Origin of the sequence: Streptomyces sp. M41(2017), assembly GCF_002078175.1 — a bacterium.
GTDB lineage: Bacteria > Actinomycetota > Actinomycetes > Streptomycetales > Streptomycetaceae > Streptomyces.
In genome coordinates this window covers 1344554-1362603 of sequence record NZ_MWFK01000001.1, presented here as the reverse complement: position 1 = coordinate 1362603, position 18050 = coordinate 1344554, and the positions used below count along the sequence as shown (strand labels likewise).

Below are 18050 nucleotides of genomic sequence, written 5' to 3'. Positions count from 1 at the left end.
ACCTCCGGTCACCGAACGCCCCGAAGGGGCCGCCCGCCATCCGTGGTGCGGGCGGCCCCTTCGGCGTTCCCGCGCACGGACCGCCCGCCGGGCGGACAGCCGGGGCGAACCGGCACAGAAAGCATGGTGTGTACACGTATTTTGCCAAGCCGTGACGCGAGGAGGGGACTGCGCGAGGGGCGGGTAGGTGTTTACGTGGTGTTGGAGCGTTCGGGAGTGTTGTCTCGGAGGTGTACGTCATGCAGGACGCCGCGCCGCGGCTGAAGAGCCTTGTCGAACAGTTGATGGGAGCTCCGCTCCCGCTGCGCATCCGTGCCTGGGACGGCTCCGAGGCCGGGCCGCCCGGCGCTCCGGCACTCGTCGTGCGCAACCGCCGGGCCCTGCGCCGGCTGCTGTGGAAGCCGGGCGAGCTGGGCCTCGCGCGGGCCTGGGTCTCCGGCGACCTGGACGTGGAGGGCGACCTCTACACCGCCCTCGGCCACCTGTCCGGGCTGGTCTGGGAACGGGGCGAGGACGCACGGGGGCTCGGGGAGGCTCTCCGTGACCCGGAGGTGCGCGCCGCGGTCCGCGGGCTGGTGAAGCTGGCCGGGCCGCCGCTGCCGCCCCCGCCGCCCGCGGAGGAGATGCGCAGACGCCGCCACCTGCACACCAAGCGCAGCGACAGACGCGCCATCAGCCACCACTACGACGTGGGCAACGACTTCTACGAGATCGTCCTCGGCCCCTCGATGGTCTACTCGTGCGCCTACTGGCAGGACGGCGGCACCCTGGAGGGGGCCCAGCGCGACAAGCTCGGCCTCATCGCCCGCAAGCTCGACCTGAAGCCCGGTCAGCGGCTCCTCGACGTCGGCTGCGGCTGGGGCTCGATGGCCATTCACGCCGCCCGCGAGTACGGCGTGACCGTGGTCGGGGTGACGCTGTCCCAGGAGCAGGCCGCCTACGCCCGTAAGCGGGTCGCCGAGGAGGGCCTGACCGACAAGGTGGAGATCCGCGTGCAGGACTACCGGGACGTCACCGACGGGCCCTTCGACGCGATCTCCTCCATCGGGATGGCCGAACACGTGGGCGCCGAGCGCTACCTGGAGTACGCCGAGGTGCTGAACCGCCTGCTCAGACCCGGCGGACGGCTTCTGAACCACCAGATCGGCCGGCGGCCCCGGCACGACGAGTCGGCGTACGCCGTCGACGAGTTCATCGACGCCTACGTCTTCCCCGACGGCGAACTCGCGCCCGTCGGCACGACCGTGACCCAGCTGGAGCGGGCCGGGTTCGAGGTGCGCGACGTGGAGTCCATCCGTGAGCACTACGCGCTCACGCTGCGCCGCTGGGTCGCCAACCTGGAGGCCGACTGGACCCGTGCCGTCCACCTCACGAGCCCCGGCCGCGCCCGGGTCTGGCGCCTGTACATGGCGGCCAGTGCCCTGGCCTTCGAGCGCAACAACATCGGCGTCAACCAGGTCCTGGCGGTGAAGACACCGGAGGGAACCGGAGCGTCCGGGATGCCGCTGCGGGCGAGAACCTGGAACTGACCCCGGGGACGGCCGGGCAGCATCCCGCGGTGCCCAAGGGTGAGGGCCCCGTCCCGTGCCGGAACGGGGCCCTCACCCTTCGTGCGTCCGGGCCCGCTACTCCGACTTGATGGCCGTCAGCATGTTCAGGCGGGCCGCGCGGCGGGCCGGCCACAGCGCCGCGAGCACGCCGACCGCCGCCGCGAGGAGGAGGAAGACCGCCATCCGGCCCCAGGGCAGCACCAGTTCGTACGTCGGCATCTTGCTGCCGATCAGCTCCCCGGCCGCCCAGCCGAAGAACACGCCGAGACCGATCCCGAGGACACCGCCGAAGAGCGAGATGACCAGGGACTCCAGCCGGACCATCCGCTTGATGCCCTTGCGGTCCAGGCCGATCGCGCGGAGCATCCCGATCTCCTGCGAGCGCTCGAAGACCGACATCGCGAGGGTGTTGATGACGCCGAGGACGGCGACGATCACGGCCATCGCGAGCAGTCCGTAGAGCATGTTGAGCATCAGCGTGAACATCTTGGCGATGCTGTCGGAGAGGTCCTTCTTGCTCTGGACCTGGATCGCCGGGTTGTCGCCGAGGGCCTTCTCCAGGCGGTTCTTGGCCGCGTCCGAGGCGCCGCCCGCCGTCTTCACCATGACCTGCATGTCGGAGACGCGGCTCTGGTGCGGGGCGAGCGTGGCTTTGTCCAGGATGATGCCCCGGATCAGCTCGTTGCCCTCGTAGACCCCGGCTACGGTCAGGTTCTGCCGCTTCCCGTCCTCGTAGGAGACGTGGAAGGCGGAGCCCGCCTTCCACCCGTGCGACGCGGCGGTGTCCGCGTCGACCACCACACGCGGGCCGCCGACCGTGAACGAGCCGTCCTCGACGGTGAGATCGGTGAGCTTGCCGATGGCCGCGCCGTTGACTCCGGTCAGGTACTCGGTCTGCCGGTCGATGCGGGAGGGCGCGTTGCGCAGCGGGCTGACGTCGGTGACCCCGTCGGCCCCGGCGAGCTTCTTCTCGACGTCCGGGGAGAGCGAGTTGCCGTTCGCCATCGAGACGACGTAGTCCGCGCTGACCGCCGAACTGGCCATCTTGTCGATCGACTTCTGCAGACTGCCCGCCATCACCGTCATGCCGGTGATCAGGGTGAGGCCGATCATCAGCGCCGAGGCGGTGGCCGCCGTACGGCGCGGGTTGCGCACCGAGTTCTGCCGGGCGAGCTTCCCCGAGATGCCGAAGATCCGCAGGACGGGGGCCGCCGCGGCGATGAGCGGGCGGGACAGCAGCGGGGTGAGGACGAAGACGCCGATGATGAGCAGGACCGCGCCGAAGCCCATCGGGGCCTGGCCGTCCGAGCCGTCCATCGTCGTCGCGGCCAGGACGACGGCGACACCGGCGGCGGCGAACAGGGCGCCGATCGTGTTCCGCAGCACCAGGGACTTCGTCGTCGCCTTCGCGTGCACGCTGCTCATCGCGGCGACGGGCGGGATCTTCGCGGCCCGGCGGCCGGGCAGCCAGGCGGCGAGCATCGTGATGAGGACGCCGACGAGCAGCGCGGTGGCGACCGTGCCGGGGGACACGACGAGCGGGCCGTCCGGGACGGTGGCGCCGAGCGTGCCCATCAGGGAGCGCATGCCCGCGCCGATGCCGATGCCCGCGGCGAGTCCGGTGACCGCGGCGACCGCGCCGACCACGAAGGCCTCGAGCAGCACGGACCGGGTGACCTGGCGGCGGGAGGCGCCGACCGCGCGCAGCAGGGCCAGCTCCTTGGTGCGCTGCGCGACCAGCATGGTGAAGGTGTTCGCGATGATGAACGTGCCGACGAAGAGCGCGATCCCGGCGAAGACCAGCAGGCCGGTCTTCATGCCGCTCATCGACGAGGAGATCATCTCGGCCTGGTCGTCGGCGAGTTGCCGGCCGGTGGTCGTGGAGGCGACCTTCGCGGGCACGACCTCGTCGAGCGCGCTGCGCAGCGCCGTCTGGCTGGTGCCGGCGGCGGCCTTCACGTCTATCTCGTCGTACGAGCCGACGGAGTGGAACAGCTTCTGGGCGGTCTCCGTGTCGAACAGCGCGAGGCTGCCGCCCGCGGCGACGTTGCCGTCGTCGGTGGTGAAGATGCCGGTGACGACGGGTTCGAGGACGGGACCGTCGACCGACAGCCGGACGGTGTCGCCGACGTGGTACCCGGCGCGCCGCGCGGTCTCGGCGTCGATCGCCACCTCGCCGGTGCCGTGCGGGGCGTGACCGGCCGTCAGCGGGTAGCGGGGGTCCTTGTCGCCCCAGTAGTTGCCGCCCTGCGACTGGAATCCGCCGCCGATGAGCTTGCCGTCCTTGTCGGCGATCGCGGTGAAGCCGTCGACCACGCCGATGGCGGAGGCGGCGCCCGGTGTCCGGGCCGCCTTGTCGAGCAGCGGGCGGGTCAGCTTGTGGGTCGCGCCGACGGTGTCTCCCCTGTCCTCGGCGCTCTCCGGGCGGATGGCGACGTCGACCTGGTCGAAGCCCTTGGCGGAGCTCTTCTGGTAGGCGTCCGAGATGGTGTTGGTGAAGACCAGGGTCCCCGACACGAACGCCACGCCGAGCAGGACGGCGAGCACGGTCATCAGGAGCCTGGCCTTGTGCGCGAGCACGGTGCGCAAGGCGGTACGGAACATGGGTCTTCTCAGTCCAGGAGTCGCAGGAGGGCGCGGGAAGCCGCGGGCGGGCGCGGCAGGGTGCGGAACGGTGCGGGCCGCCGAGGAAGGAGCGGGGTGCCGGGGCCCGTGCGGAGGTGGGCCGTCCGGCCGGGGTCAGCTCGTGCGGACCTTGCCGTCGAACTGCTTCATACGGTCGAGGACGGAGTCGGCGGTCGGCTCGTACACCTCGTCGACGATCCGGCCGTCGGCGAGGAAGACGACCCGGTCCGCGTAGGCGGCGGCCACCGGGTCGTGGGTCACCATCACCACGGTCTGTCCCAACTCCCGCACGGAGTTGCGCAGGAAGCCGAGGACCTCGGCGCCGGAGCGCGAGTCGAGGTTTCCGGTCGGTTCGTCGCCGAAGATGATGTCGGGCCGGGAGGCGAGGGCGCGGGCCACCGCGACGCGCTGCTGCTGGCCGCCGGAGAGCTGCGACGGGCGGTGGCCCAGCCGGTCGGCGAGGCCGATCATCCGGATCACCGTGTCCAGCCACTGCTTGTCGGGCTTGCGGCCCGCGATGTCCATCGGGAGCGTGATGTTCTCCAGGGCGGTCAGCGTGGGCAGCAGGTTGAACGCCTGGAAGATGAAGCCGATCTTGTCCCGGCGCAGCCTCGTGAGCTGCTTGTCCTTGAGGGAGCCGAGTTCGGTGTCGCCGATGCGCACCGAGCCCGAGGAGAAGGTGTCCAGGCCGGCCACGCAGTGCATCAGCGTGGACTTGCCCGAGCCGGAGGGGCCCATGATCGCGGTGAACTCGGCCTGGCGGAAGCTGACGGAGACCTGGTCGAGGGCGACCACCTGGGTCTCGCCCTGCCCGTAGACCTTCGACAGTTCCGTGGCGCGGGCTGCGACCGCGGTGCTTGTGCCGGCGAGGGGAGTGGTGGTCACGGGAGGGTGCTCCTGTCGGGACGACGAGATGTGCGAGGGACGGATTCCATCGTCCGTCCCGATCCGCGCCCCGGAGTCAGCCGCTGTTCCGGTTCCGGGGGCAGACTCCGGTCGCACCGCGAGCCGTTGTGTCATACCTGGGGATGACGGGTCCGCCCTGAGGGTCCTCCGGGTCGCGCTCCGCCGGGGCACCGGGCGCGCCACCGGGGCCCGCCCTGCCCGGACGGTGAAATTCCGTCATTCCGTATACGGGGGCCTCGTGCGTCGGAAAGGCTGTTGGCAAGTGCTGACGGCGCGTACCCGGTGCTGATGCACCCTCAGACGTCAATAAAATAAGACAACATCGGTTCGCCCGGCCGCTGTTCGGGGGGCGGGCCCCGATAGGCTCGGAGTCTCGACGCGGGGCTCATGGCCTGCCCGGATGGTGGAATGCAGACACGGCGAGCTTAAACCTCGCTGCCCCTCGCGGGCGTGCCGGTTCAAGTCCGGCTCCGGGCACCTCCGATCTTCCCCTCGCTCCTGCTCACCCCTCCCCGTGCCGGCCGGACGGCCGTTGACAGCGGTCGTGCGGCGGCGGAGACTCCCTTCCGAAAGGTGAAGGAAATTTCACCAGGCGAACAAGGGGAGCGAAGGGGCGTGCCGATGCGTACCACCGTGGGGATCGTCGGGGCCGGTCCGGCGGGGCTGCTGCTGGCCCGGCTGCTGCACCGTGCCGGGATCGACGCCGTGGTCCTGGAGAGCCGGGACCGCGCCTACGTGGAGCAGCGGCAGCGGGCGGGGATCCTGGAGCAGGGGACCGTCGACGTGCTCCGCGCCGCCGGCGCCGGGGAGCGGATGGACCGGGAAGGGCTGCGCCACGACGGGATCGAGCTGCGCCACGCCGGCCGGCGGCACCGGATCGACTTCCCGGCACTCACCGGCGGACGGTCCGTGATGGTGTACGCGCAGACCGAGGTGTGCAAGGACCTCATCGCGCTCCAGCTCAAGGAGGGCGGTCCGCTGCTCTTCGGGGCCGAGGCGCTCGCCGTGGAGGGCGCGGAGGGCGACCGGCCCCGCGTGCGGTTCCGGCACGAGGGACGCGAGGACGTCCTGGAGTGCGACTACGTCGTCGGCTGCGACGGCTTCTGGGGTGTCGCCCGCCGGGCCGTGCCCGCCGCGCTCAGCCGCGTCTTCGAGCGCACCTACCCGTTCGCCTGGCTCGGCGTCCTCGCCGACGTGCCGCCCTCGCACGACGAACTCGTCTACGCCCGCCACGACCGGGGCTTCGCCCTGCTCAGCATGCGCTCGCCCACCGTCTCCCGGCTCTATCTCCAGGTGCCCGAGGGCACCGACCCCGCGGCCTGGAGCGACGAGGAGATCTGGGACGAGCTGGAGCGGCGCCTGGAGACCACCGACGGATGGCGGCTGCGCCGGGGCCCCGTCACGGCGAAGTCCGTCACCCCCATGCGGAGCCACGTCCACGAGCCGATGCGGCACGGCCGGCTCTTCCTCGCCGGTGACGCGGCCCATATCGTGCCGCCGACCGGGGCCAAGGGCCTCAACCTCGCCGTCGGCGACGTCGTGACCTTCGCGCGCGCCCTCGTCCATCTCCGGGACACCGGATCGGCCGCCCTGCTCGACTCCTACGGCGAGACCTGTCTCGCCCGGGTCTGGCAGGCCGAACGGTTCTCGTACGACATGACGACCCTGCTGCACCGCGACCCCGCCGCGAGCCCCTTCGAGGACCGCCTCCAGCTCGCCCGGCTGGAGCGGTTCGCCACGTCCCGGTCGGCGGCGGCCGACCTCGCCGAGGGCTACACGGGCTTCCCCTTCGAGGCCGCGGCACCGGGCGGGGCGCCCAGGCCGTAGGCGCGGCGGAACAAGAAGGGATCAAGGGCGGTTGACAGGGCACGAGAGCCCTCGAAGCCGGTGGTCACGGCTTCGTACCAGTACGGGCGTGCGTGGGGGCACACGCGTACGGTGGCACCACAAGGGAAAGATCCTCCCCAAGCACTAGGGTCAGTCCTTTGCCTACCTATTACTCTTGAGCCAAGGCCACGCAGGGTGGCCATGGAGGAGTGAAATGAGGAGCAGTAACCCGGTCTTCTCGCGACGGGGGTTCAGCCGCGACAACGGCTACGCGGGCTTCAACGCGGCGCCGCAGGCCGGGGGACCCGCTGTCGGCACGCAGGGGAACCCGTACGCCCAGCAGGGCGGCAACCCCTACGCGCAGAACCCGTACGCACAGCAGGACCTTCAGTACGGCGCCCCGCCGCAGGCCCCGGCCTCCGCCGGCCGTATGACGATGGACGACGTCGTCATGCGCTCGGCCATGACCCTCGGCACCGTCGTCGTCGGTGCCGTCCTGGCCTGGGCGCTGCTGCCGGTCTCCAGCACCAGCTACGGCCTGGCCATCGGCTCGGCGCTCGTCGCCTTCGTGCTGGCGATGGTGCAGTCGTTCAAGCGCAAGGCCACACCGGCCCTGATCATCGGGTACGCCGCCTTCGAGGGTGTCTTCCTCGGGGTCATCAGCGAGATGTACAACTCGCAGTGGTCCGGCGCACCCTTCCAGGCCGTGCTCGGCACCATGGCGGTCACCGGCGCCACCCTCCTCGTCTACAAGGCGGGCTGGATCCGGGTCACCGCGCGGTACGCGCGCATCGGCATGACCATCGCCATCGCGTTCGTCGTCGTCCTGGCGGTGAACCTGCTGCTGGTCGCCTTCGGTGTCGCCCCGGACGGCGGTCTGCGCAGCAACGGCCCGCTCGGCGCGATCGTCGGCATCCTGGCGATCCTGATCGGCGCCTTCTTCCTCACCCTCGACTTCAAGCAGATCGAGGACGGCATCGCCTACGGCGCGCCGAAGGACGAGGCGTGGCTGGCCGCGTTCGGCCTGACCCTCACGCTCGTGTGGATCTACGTCGAGATGCTGCGGCTGGTCGCCATCTTCAGCGGCGACGACTAGCGGCGCCGGCGGCCCCCGCGGCCGTCGACCGACACGAAGGGCCCGCGGACCTCACCGGTTCGCGGGCCCTTCGTCGTGGGTGCCGGTCGTCTCGGTCGTGCGCGCGCTCACCGAAGGTTGCGCGCGGCCCTCCTCAGGTCGTACTCGTGAATGATCGCCTTGGCGTGGCCGTACGCGAGGTCGTGCTCGGCGCGGAGCCAGCTCACCTTCTCCTCGAAGCGGAAGAGGGAGGGGCCTTCGTCGACGGTGCGGATCCAGTCGGAGATCTCACGACCGGTGCAATGGGGGATGCGGGCGAGCAGATTGCGATGGGTCTCCTCGGAGAAGACGTGGGACATCGGCGCCTCCGGACGCAAAGGGGATGTAAGCCGGTCCTTCACGCCACCGTGCCTGAGCGTCGGGTCGTTGGCAACAGTCCCGTCGCTGCGCGTAGTCTCGCGGCGTGCTGGATACGACGCCGTTGACCCGAGCCGTGGACCACTTCGCCGACCGGCTGCGCGCCGCGCCGCAGAGCCGCCTGCAACGCGGTGCGGCGGCCGAGGCCCTGGGCCTGGCCAGGGAGTTCGCACTGCGCACCCAGCGGGTCGAGGACCCCGCGGGGCAGCCGCGGGAGATGCCCGACGCCGGGATGTTCGCCGCCGCCGACCAAATCACCGTCGCCGCGCACGACTTGGCGCTCGTACTGAAGGACGAGGACGAACTGGCCGACGCGGTCACGCTCGTCGCGGAGGCACAGAAACGCGCCGGGGTCTGATCCACTGGATCGACTCCGGCGCGCGGTGTGCCGCTGGGTGGGGCGCTCGTGGCGCCGACGTCACAGGGACGCTATGACGCGGTCCGCCAGGATGTACACGTTCTCCTCGCCGAAGGCGAAGGTCAGGGCGTACGCGCCCGAGACGCCGGAGCCGCCCAGCAGGACCGGGGTCTCACCGGCGTCCAGCGCGGCGGCGAGCTGCTCGGCGGTCTCGCGGTGGCCCGGGGTCATGCACAGCGTGGTGCCGTCGGCGAAGACATAGACGTCGAGCGTGCCGAGCGGGCCGGGACGGACGTCCGCCAGCTCCGTACGCGACTCGGCGAGCTCCTCCAGGCAGGCCACCGTGCGTTCGTGGTCGTCGACCACGGGTGACTGGACGGGGACGAAGTCCGGATGCGAGGGGTGCCGGCGGCGGGCCGCGGCGAGTTCCGGCGAGTCGCCGGAGGTGCCGCCCTGGAGGAAGTCCTCCACGTCGGGACCGGCCTCGGTCACCGGCTCCAGGTGCTCCAGGCCCATGAAGTCCGAGTGGCGCGGCAGGAACAGCTCGCTGTCGGGCAGGCCGAGCAGCGAGGGCGCGTCGGAGGCGTCCCGTGCCTCCTGGGCGGCCCAGAAGGCCCGCGCCTCGGCGAGCTCGCGCTCCCGCTCCTCGGCGAGCGCCTCGGCCACGGCCGTGCGTATCTCGTCCGCGTCGGCCGCTCCACGCGCCGCGGGCACGAGGCCGCGCGCGTCACCGGCGCGGCTCTCGACCAGTTCGTTGTGCAGGGCCGCGACCTGCCGGCGCAGACCCCGCAGGGTGCGCAGAGCGGCGACGCCCACGGCCGCGGTGGCGGCGGTGGTGAGCAGCAAAGCAATCGGCATGGCGCTCACTGACGTACTCCCGGTTCAAAGTCGGCCCCCGACTTCCTACATCAGCTTGAAGGGAGAACCACCAAACTGTCAGTGCGTAACGTCACAAATGGGACAGGACTTTGGGGCCGGGGTTTAGCCACGTAACTACTTTGACCTGCGCGAACGCCGGTCGGGAGGGACATAGGTCACATCTTGGATGGGATTGGATCACAAATCGGCCCAGAGTCCCGGTGGTTGTGGGAGTCTGGGCCGTTTCGGTCACCGTGCGTTCAACTCCCGTCACCCACAGGGTGACGGGAGTTCGCGGGTGTCCTAGCTGAGACGCTCGATGACCATCGCCATGCCCTGGCCGCCGCCGACGCACATGGTCTCCAGGCCGAACTGCTTGTCGTGGAACTGGAGGCTGTTGATGAGCGTGCCGGTGATGCGGGCGCCGGTCATGCCGAAGGGGTGGCCGACGGCGATGGCGCCGCCGTTCACGTTCAGCTTGTCCAGCGGGATCTCCAGGTCGCGGTAGCTCGGGATCACCTGGGCGGCGAAGGCCTCGTTGATCTCGAACAGGTCGATGTCGCCCACGGTGAGGCCGGCGCGGCGCAGCGCCTGCTTGCTGGCCTCCACCGGGCCGAGGCCCATGATCTCGGGGGACAGGCCGGTGACGCCGGTCGAGACGATGCGGGCGAGCGGGGTCAGGCCGAGCTCGCGCGCCTTCGTGTCCGACATGATCACGAGGGCGGCGGCGCCGTCGTTCAGCGGGCAGCAGTTGGCGGCGGTGACCATGCCGTCGGGACGGAAGACGGGCTTGAGGCCCTGGACGCCCTCCAGCGTCACCCCCGCGCGCGGGCCGTCGTCCTTGCTGACGACCGTGCCGTCCGGGGTGGTGATCGGGGTGATCTCCCGCTCCCAGAAGCCGTTCTTGAGGGCTTCCTCGGCGAGGTTCTGCGAGCGGACGCCGAACTCGTCCATGTCCTGGCGGGTGACGCCCTTGAGGCGGGCCAGGTTCTCGGCGGTCTGGCCCATCGCGATGTACGCGTCCGGAATGAGGCCGTCCTCGCGCGGGTCGTGCCAGGACGAGCCCTCCGACTGCGCGACCTCGACCGTGCGGGCCTCGGCGTCGGCGAAGAGCGGGTTGTGGGTGTCCGGCATGCCGTCGGAGGTGCCCTTGACCGACCGCGACACCATCTCGACGCCCGCCGAGATGAAGACGTCGCCCTCGCCGGCCTTGATGGCGTGCAGGGCCATGCGGGAGGTCTGCAGCGAGGAGGAACAGTAACGGGTGATCGTGCAACCGGGGAGGTGGTCCATCCCCATCTGCACGGCCACGATCCGGGCGAGGTTGTGGCCCTGCTCGCCGCCGGGGAGGCCGCAGCCGAGCATCAGGTCGTCGATGTCCCTCGGGTCGAGCCCGGGGACCTTGGCCAGGGCGGTCTCGATGATCGTGGCGGTCAGGTCGTCGGGACGCACGTCCTTCAGGGAGCCCTTGAAGGCGCGGCCGATCGGGGAGCGGGCGGCTGAGACGATCACGGCTTCGGGCATCACGGCTCCATTGGCGCTCTGGGATGTGTGCAGGGCTGCTTGGGAAGTTACCCGCACGTACCGCCCGGGTCACCGGTCTCGACGTGTGACACGGGCCGCACTTTCCAAGCGCTTGCTTTTTTCTGGCGGGGGCGCCTTGGGGGAGGGGGGTTCGTTTTCCCTGCCGGGTTTCATCGGCCGCCCGGCGCTGGTGTCCCCCCACCTGGGGCTCCGCCCCGGACCCCGCTCCTCAAACGCCGGAGGGGCTGAATTCCCCTCCCCTCGGCCAGGCCCCCGGGGCGCGCCCAGGTGCCGACCGGGGCAAGCCCCCCAGGGGCGCGGGGAACTGCGCGAAACGGTGCGGCTCCCCCCGGGCGCCGTTCTTGGTGCCGACCGGGGCAAGCCCCCCAGGGGCGCGGGGAACTGCGCGAAACGGTGCGGCTCCCCCCGGGCGCCGTTCTTGGTGCCGGCCGGGGTGGGATGCCCAGGGGCGCGGGGAACTGCGCGAACGGTGCGGGTCCCCCGGGCGCCGTTCTTGGTGCCGGTCAGGGCAAGCCCTCCAGGGGCGCGGGGAACTGCGCGAGCAGGACCGCGCGCCCGCAGGTGACAGCGGGGTGGGCCGGGCAGGGCAGGTCGACGCTCCCCGACCCGGGCTGGGTCAGGTCGACGCCGCCCGGCCCGGGCTGGGTCAGGTCGACGGGGCCGGGGTCGGGTCTGTGGCGGGGAGGCGGCGGCGTCGGCGGCGTTTGAGGAGGGCCCAGGGGCCGCGAGGCCCCGTCGGCATGGCGGCGGCCACCTCCGTGCCGGGCTCGGACGCCGCCTCCGCGGCGGCCCGTGCGACCGGCAGGAACCCCTCGTTGCGCGAGACGTCCGGCCGCTCCTCCTCCGGCCAGAGACTCAGCGCGGCACACACCGTGGGCAGCAGCGCCATGGCGGCCGTCGCGTACCCCTCGGCCGAGGGGTGGTAGTGATCGGGCCCGAACAGCTCCCGCGGATTCGCCTCGAACTCGGGCCCCAGCAGGTCGCCCAGCGACACCGTGCGCCCACCCTGCTCGACCGTGCCGATCGTCTGTGCCGCGGCCAGCTGGCGGGACGCCCGCCGGGCGAGCCACCGCAGCGGCTGCTGGACCTGCTCGACCGTCCCGAGGTCGGGACACGTGCCGACGACCACCTCCGCGCCGGCCGTCCGCAGCCGCCGTACCGCGGCCGACAGATGGCGCACGGACCGCGTCGGCGGCATCCGGTGCGTCACGTCGTTCGCGCCGACCATGATCACGCAGATGTCCGGCAGCTGGGAGCCGTCCGACAGGGCGAGCGCCACCTGCCGGTCCAGGTCGTCCGACTGGGCCCCGGGCAGCGCCACGTTGCACAGCTCCACCGGCCGCTCCGCCACCGCGGCGAGCCCCGACGCCAGCAGCGCCCCCGGCGTCTGGCGCGCCCGGCGGACACCCTGGCCCGCGGCCGTGGAGTCGCCGAGCATCATCAGACGCAGCGGCGGCTCGTCAGGCGAGGCGCCCGCGTAGTCGTACCCGTACAGACCGTCCGCCCGCGGGGCGTACGGAGCGTGTCCGTTGCCCACGTGCCGTTTCGCCAGCTGCACCTCCGCCAGCACCAGACCGACGGCCGCCGCGCCCACCAGCCCGACCCCGCCACCGCCGTACGCCGCTCCCGCAGCGATCCGCCGGGCCACCCTCGCCCTCGACAAGCTCGACATCCGTCGCCGCCACCTCCTCGTAGCCGTACAACCACTGCTTGCCCCGAAGAGGAGGTCGGCCAATCTCAACGGGGCGTGAACGCCTGCCCAGGGCCGTAGGCTGACGGGACCATTCCTGTAAAAAACGCAGCTCCGGAGACAACGGTGCAATTCCACGACTCGATGATCAGCCTCGTCGGCAACACCCCGCTGCTGAGGCTCAACAACGTGACCGCGGGCATCCAGGCGACCGTCCTGGCGAAGGTCGAGTACTTCAACCCCGGCGGTTCCGTGAAGGACCGCATCGCCCTGCGCATGATCGAGGCCGCCGAGGAGAGCGGCGCCCTCAAGCCGGGCGGCACGATCGTCGAGCCGACCAGTGGTAACACCGGTGTGGGCCTCGCCATCGTGGCGCAGCAGAAGGGGTACAAGTGCATCTTCGTGTGCCCCGACAAGGTCTCCACCGACAAGATCAACGTGCTGCGCGCGTACGGGGCGGAGGTCGTGGTCTGCCCCACCGCCGTGGACCCGGAGCACCCGGACTCGTACTACAACGTCTCCGACCGGCTGGTCCGTGAGACGCCCGGAGCCTGGAAGCCCGACCAGTACTCCAACCCGAACAACCCCCTGTCGCACTATCACTCGACCGGCCCCGAGCTGTGGGAGCAGACGGAGGGGAAGATCACCCATTTCGTCGCGGGTGTGGGCACCGGCGGGACCATCTCCGGCACCGGCCGGTACCTGAAGGACGCCAGCGACGGCAGGGTCCAGGTCGTCGGCGCCGACCCCGAGGGGTCCGTCTACTCCGGCGGTTCGGGCCGCCCGTACCTCGTCGAGGGCGTCGGTGAGGACTTCTGGCCGACCGCGTACGACCGTACGGTCGCCGACGAGATCGTCGCCGTGTCCGACAAGGACTCCTTCCAGATGACGCGCCGCCTCGCCAAGGAGGAGGGCCTGCTCGTCGGCGGCTCCTGCGGCATGGCCGTGGTCGCCGCGCTGCGCGTGGCCGAGCGCCTCGGCCCGGACGACGTCGTCGTGGTGCTGCTCCCCGACAGCGGGCGCGGCTACCTCAGCAAGATCTTCAACGACGAGTGGATGGCCGACTACGGCTTCCTGGAGGACACCGGCCCGAACGCGCGCGTCGCCGACGTGCTGAAGGACAAGGCGCACGGCTCCATCCCGTCCCTCGTCCACATGCACCCGGAGGAGAGCGTCGGCGAGGCCATCGAGGTGCTGCGCGAGTACGGCGTCTCGCAGATGCCGATCGTGAAGCCGGGCGCCGGCCACCCGGACGTGATGGCCGCCGAGGTCATCGGTTCGGTCGTGGAGCGCGAGCTGCTCGACGCGCTGTTCACCCAGCGGGCCTCGCTGAACGACCCGCTGGAGAAGCACATGTCGGCGCCGCTGCCGCAGGTCGGTTCCGGTGAGCCGGTCGGCGACCTGATGTCCGTGCTCGGCACCGCCGACGCCGCGATCGTGCTCGTCGAGGGCAAGCCCACCGGTGTCGTCAGCCGTCAGGACCTGCTGTCCTTCCTGGCTAAGGGCGGCGCCCGCCAGTAGCCCGGAGCCGCTGTTCAGGACGCACGACACCGTCCCGGTGTCGTGCGTCCGTGCGTCCGGGGACCCGTACCGGATCGCCTGGCGGATCTTCCCGGCCCGTCCGGGGCGAACTTCGCGGAAGTGGTACGAGCGCGTCACGTCCACGCAGCACCCGCTTAACACGCGTCCGGCACATTGGTGGATGTCGGCAGGGCGGGAGCGGCTCCCCGCCCCGGCCGACGCCAAAACGGCGCCAAGGACCTCCGGAGCGGCTCCCGGACCTCCATGGACGCCAAGGACGCGCACGCCCGGCCCTGACCCGGCACGCGTCCCTCGCGGGGACCGCCGTCGTCCCGCCCCCCGGTAACGGGGGTGCGGCGGTCCCCGCGCTATACGTCACGAGGGCCCGGTACTCGGATCGACCGAGTACCGGGCCCTCACGTGTGTCCGTCGTCCAGAGCCCCGGAGAGTCCCGTGAGGCGGGCGGAATCTAGTCCTCCCAGTCCGAGCCGCCCCGGCCGGACCTGCGGCGGCCGAAGAAGTCCGGGGACAGGCGCGCCGCCTGCACCACGTTCACGCCGACGATGCCGACCCAGGCGACGAGCAGTCCCTTCAGGCCCGCGACCCCGCCGCCGATCCCGGACAGTGGGACGGCGAGCACGAGGGAGACGATCCCGAAGCCGAACCGCTCGCCCCAGGAGTCGGACGACTGGGGCGAACGCGCGCCGCGCGCCGCCACCATCTGCTGCTCGGCGAGCTGGCGCCGCACCCGGCGGTCGACCGCTCCGTCGAGGCGCTGCTCGACCTTCTCCAGGAACGAGTCGACGAGCGCGGACTCGTACTCGTCGCCGAGCTCCCTGCGCGCGTGCAGGGTGGCGTCGAGTTCCTTCTTCAGTTCGGCGTCGCCGTGGCGGGCATCCATACCGGTCATGCCTCTCACGTTAGGCAGCCGCGGGCCCCGTGGCACTGGGGTTAGCCCCCCTGTTACGGCGGGGCTGACCCCCCGGGTCCCTTGCCCGCCCTGCATACCGTCATGCAGAGTTCTCCCTGTCTGAATAGGTTGGCAACGGGGCCGGCGCCGACCGCCGGCCGCCGAAGGCCGCCGGGCAGGATCCGGCGTCCGGACCGAGGAGGGTGTGCGCGTGATGTCGTCGCAGACTGTGGACACGTCGAGTGCGGTGGCCCGCCCGGCGCACGTCCCGCTCGTGGTCCTGGACGGCCGCGGCACCGGCGTGGACGACGTCGTACGGCTCGCCGACGGGCTCGCCCGGCCGGTTCCCGGCACCGACGGCATGAAGCGCGCCGAGGTCTCCTGGGACGCCGCCCGGCAGATCGCCGCCACCGGCCGCGTCTACGGCCGCTCCACCGGGGTCGGCGCGAACCGGAACGAGGACGTGCCCACCGAGGCGGCCGCCGACCACGGCCTGCGCCTGCTGCGCAGCCACGCCGGTGCCATCGGCGAGGAACTCCCCGCACGCCAGGTCCGTGCCATGCTCGCCGTCCGCGCCAACCAGCTCCTGGCCGGCGGCGCCGGACTGCGCCCCAGCGTCGTGACGGCCCTCTGCGAGGCGCTGGAGACCGGTGTCTTCCCGGTCGTCAACGCGTTCGGCTCCGTCGGCACCGGCGACATCGCCGCCCTCGCCCAGCTGGGCCTCGCCCTCGCCGGCGAACACCCCTGGCGGGGTCCCGACGGGGCCACGCCGACCGCCCTGGCCCCGGTACCGCAGCCGCTCGACAACAACGACGCCCTCGCCCTCATCAGCAGCAACGCGCTCACCCTCGGACAGGCCGCGCTCGCGCTGCACGAACTGCGCGGGCTGATCGGCGCCACCCAGGTCGTCGCCGCTCTGTCGCTGCTGGCCGTCGACGGCTCCCACGAGGCGTACGCGGCCCCCGTGCACACCGCCCGCCCGCACCGGGGATCGGTGGAAGTGGCCCGCAGGATGCGGGAGTTGATCGGCGCCGCGGACCGTCCCACCCCACCCCTCGGCCGGATCCAGGACCCGTACGGGTTCCGCTGCCTGCCGCAGATACACGGCCCCGCGCAGGACGCGGCGGACGCCCTGGAGGACGTACTCGCCGTCGAGATCAACGCCGCGGCCGAGAACCCGCTCATCTCCGCCGAGGACATGGCCGCCTACCACCACGGCGGCTTCTACCAGGCCCAACTCGCTCTCGCCCTGGACCACTTCCGGCTCGCCGTCACCCAGGTCGCACGGCTGTCCACCTCGCGCCTTTCCACCCTCAACGAGCCCGCGTACACCCGCCTGCGCCCCTTCCTCGCGGACCAGGAGGCGGCGTCCTCCGGCGTGATGATCCTGGAGTACGCCGCCGGTGCCGCCCTCGGTGACCTGCGGGCGTTCTCGGCGCCCGCCTCGCTCGGCCACGCTGTACTCTCCCGGGGCGTCGAGGAACAGGCGAGTTTCGCCTCGCTCGCCGCACGTCAGACGCTGCGGGCGTGCGACGCGTACCGTCTCGTCGTCGGCTGTGAACTGGTCGCCGCCGTACGGGCGCTGCGCCAGCGCGGCCTGCGGCCCGACCCGGAGCTGCCGGCCGGACGGGCGCTGGAACTGGCCGAGGCGGCACTCGACGCCGAGCAGGCCGACCGGCCGCTCACGGACGACGTGACGGCGGCCGCCGCACTGCTCGACCGGTTCACGGACATCTGGAGGGGGAGCACGCCATGAGCGCGGACAAGGCCGCAGGCACGCACACCGGCGAGGACGCGGGCGGGGGCACGCACGGGACCGGTGCCGCGGACGGGGACGCCTCGGTGACCGCAGGCTCCGCAGACGACGGCGGGACGCGGGTGAACGACAGCCCCGCCGGGCGCCTCCAGGCCCTCTTCGAGGGACGCCGGCTCACCCCCACCCAGCGGCGCATCGCGCACAGCATGGTGCGCAGCGCCGCCGACGTGCCGTTCCTCTCCAGCGTCGAACTCGCCGAACTCGCCGGGGTCAGCCAGCCCTCCGTCACCCGCTTCGCCGTCGCCCTCGGCTTCGACGGCTACCCGGCGCTGCGCCGGCACCTGCGCGAGGTCACGCCCGCCGAGCCGGCCACCGACACGACCGCCTACAACGAGTACCAGCAGGCCGTCGAGGCCGAGATCGAGAACCTGCGGCACCTCGCCGAGGCCCTCGCCGACCCGCGGCCCGTCGCCCGGGCCGGCCGGCTGCTCGCCGCGTCCCGCCCGCTGCCCGTCCTCGGCCTGCGCGCCGCCGCCTCCCAGGCCTACGGCTTCGCCTACTTCGCCGCCAAGGTCCACCCCGACGTCCGGCTGCTGCACGAAGGCGGCACGATGCTCCAGGACCGGATCGACGCGGCCGTCCGCGCCGGGGCCACCGCCCTGCTCTGCTTCGCGCTGCCCCGGCACCCGCGCGAGGTCGTCGACGCCCTCGGCCACGCGAAGGAGGCCGGACTGACCGTCGTCACCGTCGCGGACTCGGCGTTCGCGCCGGTGGCCAAGGTGTCCGACCTGCTGATCCCCGCCGCCGTCGGCACCGGCCTCGCCTTCGACACGGCGTGCGCGCCGATGCTGCTGGGCCGTGTCCTGCTGGAGGCCATGTGCGACGACCTGCCGGACGCCCAGGCGCGACTGGAGCAGTTCGACGCCCGCGCCGCCGCACGGGGGCTGTTCGTGGAGTAGGCGGCGCGCTCCCACCCGGGTGGCCGACGGCTGCCGTACGGCCCCCGGGTTCT

14 protein-coding genes and 1 tRNA gene are annotated in these 18050 nt (G+C 72.0%); 8 read left to right on the top strand and 7 right to left on the bottom strand.

Annotation, left to right across the window (positions count from 1 at the left end; all coding sequences use genetic code 11):
• Window positions 1-239: 239 nt before the first annotated feature.
• Window positions 240-1529 (top strand): cyclopropane-fatty-acyl-phospholipid synthase family protein, encoded by a 1290-nt coding sequence (locus tag B0675_RS05955; protein ID WP_081221616.1) that lies wholly within the window; start codon window positions 240-242, stop codon window positions 1527-1529.
• A 96-nt stretch (window positions 1530-1625) separates the two neighbouring features.
• On the opposite strand, the gene B0675_RS05950 is transcribed toward B0675_RS05955, so the two are convergent.
• Entirely contained in the window at window positions 1626-4154 is a 2529-nt protein-coding gene (locus tag B0675_RS05950) for an FtsX-like permease family protein (RefSeq protein WP_081217695.1), read from the bottom strand.
• 135 nt (window positions 4155-4289) lie between these two features.
• Window positions 4290-5060, bottom strand: coding sequence for an ABC transporter ATP-binding protein (locus B0675_RS05945; protein ID WP_081217694.1), 771 nt, complete (start codon window positions 5058-5060; stop codon window positions 4290-4292).
• 415 nt (window positions 5061-5475) lie between these two features.
• On the opposite strand from B0675_RS05945, the gene B0675_RS05940 reads away from it, so the two are divergent.
• From B0675_RS05940 to B0675_RS05930, 3 genes are all read left to right on the top strand, one after another.
• Window positions 5476-5558: transfer RNA gene (locus tag B0675_RS05940), tRNA-Leu, on the top strand.
• A gap of 144 nt (window positions 5559-5702) precedes the next feature.
• Window positions 5703-6908 carry a 4-hydroxybenzoate 3-monooxygenase gene (locus B0675_RS05935; protein ID WP_081221615.1) on the top strand — a complete coding sequence of 402 codons (1206 nt, stop codon included), beginning with the start codon at window positions 5703-5705 and terminating at the stop codon, window positions 6906-6908.
• Window positions 6909-7122: 214 nt separating this feature from the next.
• Window positions 7123-8004, top strand: a complete 882-nt coding sequence (locus B0675_RS05930; protein WP_081217693.1) for a Bax inhibitor-1/YccA family protein — start codon at window positions 7123-7125, stop codon at window positions 8002-8004.
• Between the two features lie 107 nt (window positions 8005-8111).
• On the opposite strand, the gene B0675_RS05925 is transcribed toward B0675_RS05930, so the two are convergent.
• Window positions 8112-8342, bottom strand: coding sequence for a DUF4287 domain-containing protein (locus tag B0675_RS05925; RefSeq protein WP_081217692.1), 231 nt, complete (start codon window positions 8340-8342; stop codon window positions 8112-8114).
• A gap of 104 nt (window positions 8343-8446) precedes the next feature.
• On the opposite strand from B0675_RS05925, the gene B0675_RS05920 reads away from it, so the two are divergent.
• Entirely contained in the window at window positions 8447-8758 is a 312-nt protein-coding gene (locus B0675_RS05920) for a hypothetical protein (protein ID WP_179165256.1), read from the top strand.
• Window positions 8759-8818: 60 nt separating this feature from the next.
• On the opposite strand, the gene B0675_RS05915 is transcribed toward B0675_RS05920, so the two are convergent.
• The 3 genes from B0675_RS05915 to B0675_RS05905 form a co-directional block, all read right to left on the bottom strand.
• Complete coding sequence (locus B0675_RS05915; protein WP_081217690.1) at window positions 8819-9625, bottom strand: hypothetical protein; 807 nt, start codon at window positions 9623-9625, stop codon at window positions 8819-8821.
• A 294-nt stretch (window positions 9626-9919) separates the two neighbouring features.
• On the bottom strand, window positions 9920-11140 hold the full coding sequence (locus B0675_RS05910; protein ID WP_081217689.1) for an acetyl-CoA C-acetyltransferase: 1221 nt from the start codon (window positions 11138-11140) through the stop codon (window positions 9920-9922).
• A gap of 667 nt (window positions 11141-11807) precedes the next feature.
• Window positions 11808-12833: an SGNH/GDSL hydrolase family protein gene (locus tag B0675_RS05905; protein WP_179165255.1), complete on the bottom strand. Its 1026-nt coding sequence runs from the start codon at window positions 12831-12833 to the stop codon at window positions 11808-11810.
• A 144-nt stretch (window positions 12834-12977) separates the two neighbouring features.
• Here B0675_RS05905 and B0675_RS05900 point away from each other — a divergent pair, with 144 nt between their 5' ends.
• Complete coding sequence (locus B0675_RS05900) at window positions 12978-14372, top strand: cystathionine beta-synthase (RefSeq protein WP_081217687.1); 1395 nt, start codon at window positions 12978-12980, stop codon at window positions 14370-14372.
• A gap of 469 nt (window positions 14373-14841) precedes the next feature.
• On the opposite strand, the gene B0675_RS05895 is transcribed toward B0675_RS05900, so the two are convergent.
• Window positions 14842-15282, bottom strand: coding sequence for a hypothetical protein (locus B0675_RS05895; RefSeq protein WP_081217686.1), 441 nt, complete (start codon window positions 15280-15282; stop codon window positions 14842-14844).
• A 214-nt stretch (window positions 15283-15496) separates the two neighbouring features.
• Between B0675_RS05895 and B0675_RS05890 the strand changes: the two genes are divergently transcribed.
• Both B0675_RS05890 and B0675_RS05885 read left to right on the top strand, forming a co-directional pair.
• Window positions 15497-17038: an aromatic amino acid ammonia-lyase gene (locus tag B0675_RS05890; RefSeq protein WP_107482566.1), complete on the top strand. Its 1542-nt coding sequence runs from the start codon at window positions 15497-15499 to the stop codon at window positions 17036-17038.
• Complete coding sequence (locus B0675_RS05885) at window positions 17035-17997, top strand: MurR/RpiR family transcriptional regulator (RefSeq protein WP_241539709.1); 963 nt, start codon at window positions 17035-17037, stop codon at window positions 17995-17997. Before B0675_RS05890 ends, B0675_RS05885 begins: the two co-directional genes overlap by 4 nt.
• Window positions 17998-18050: the final 53 nt, after the last annotated feature.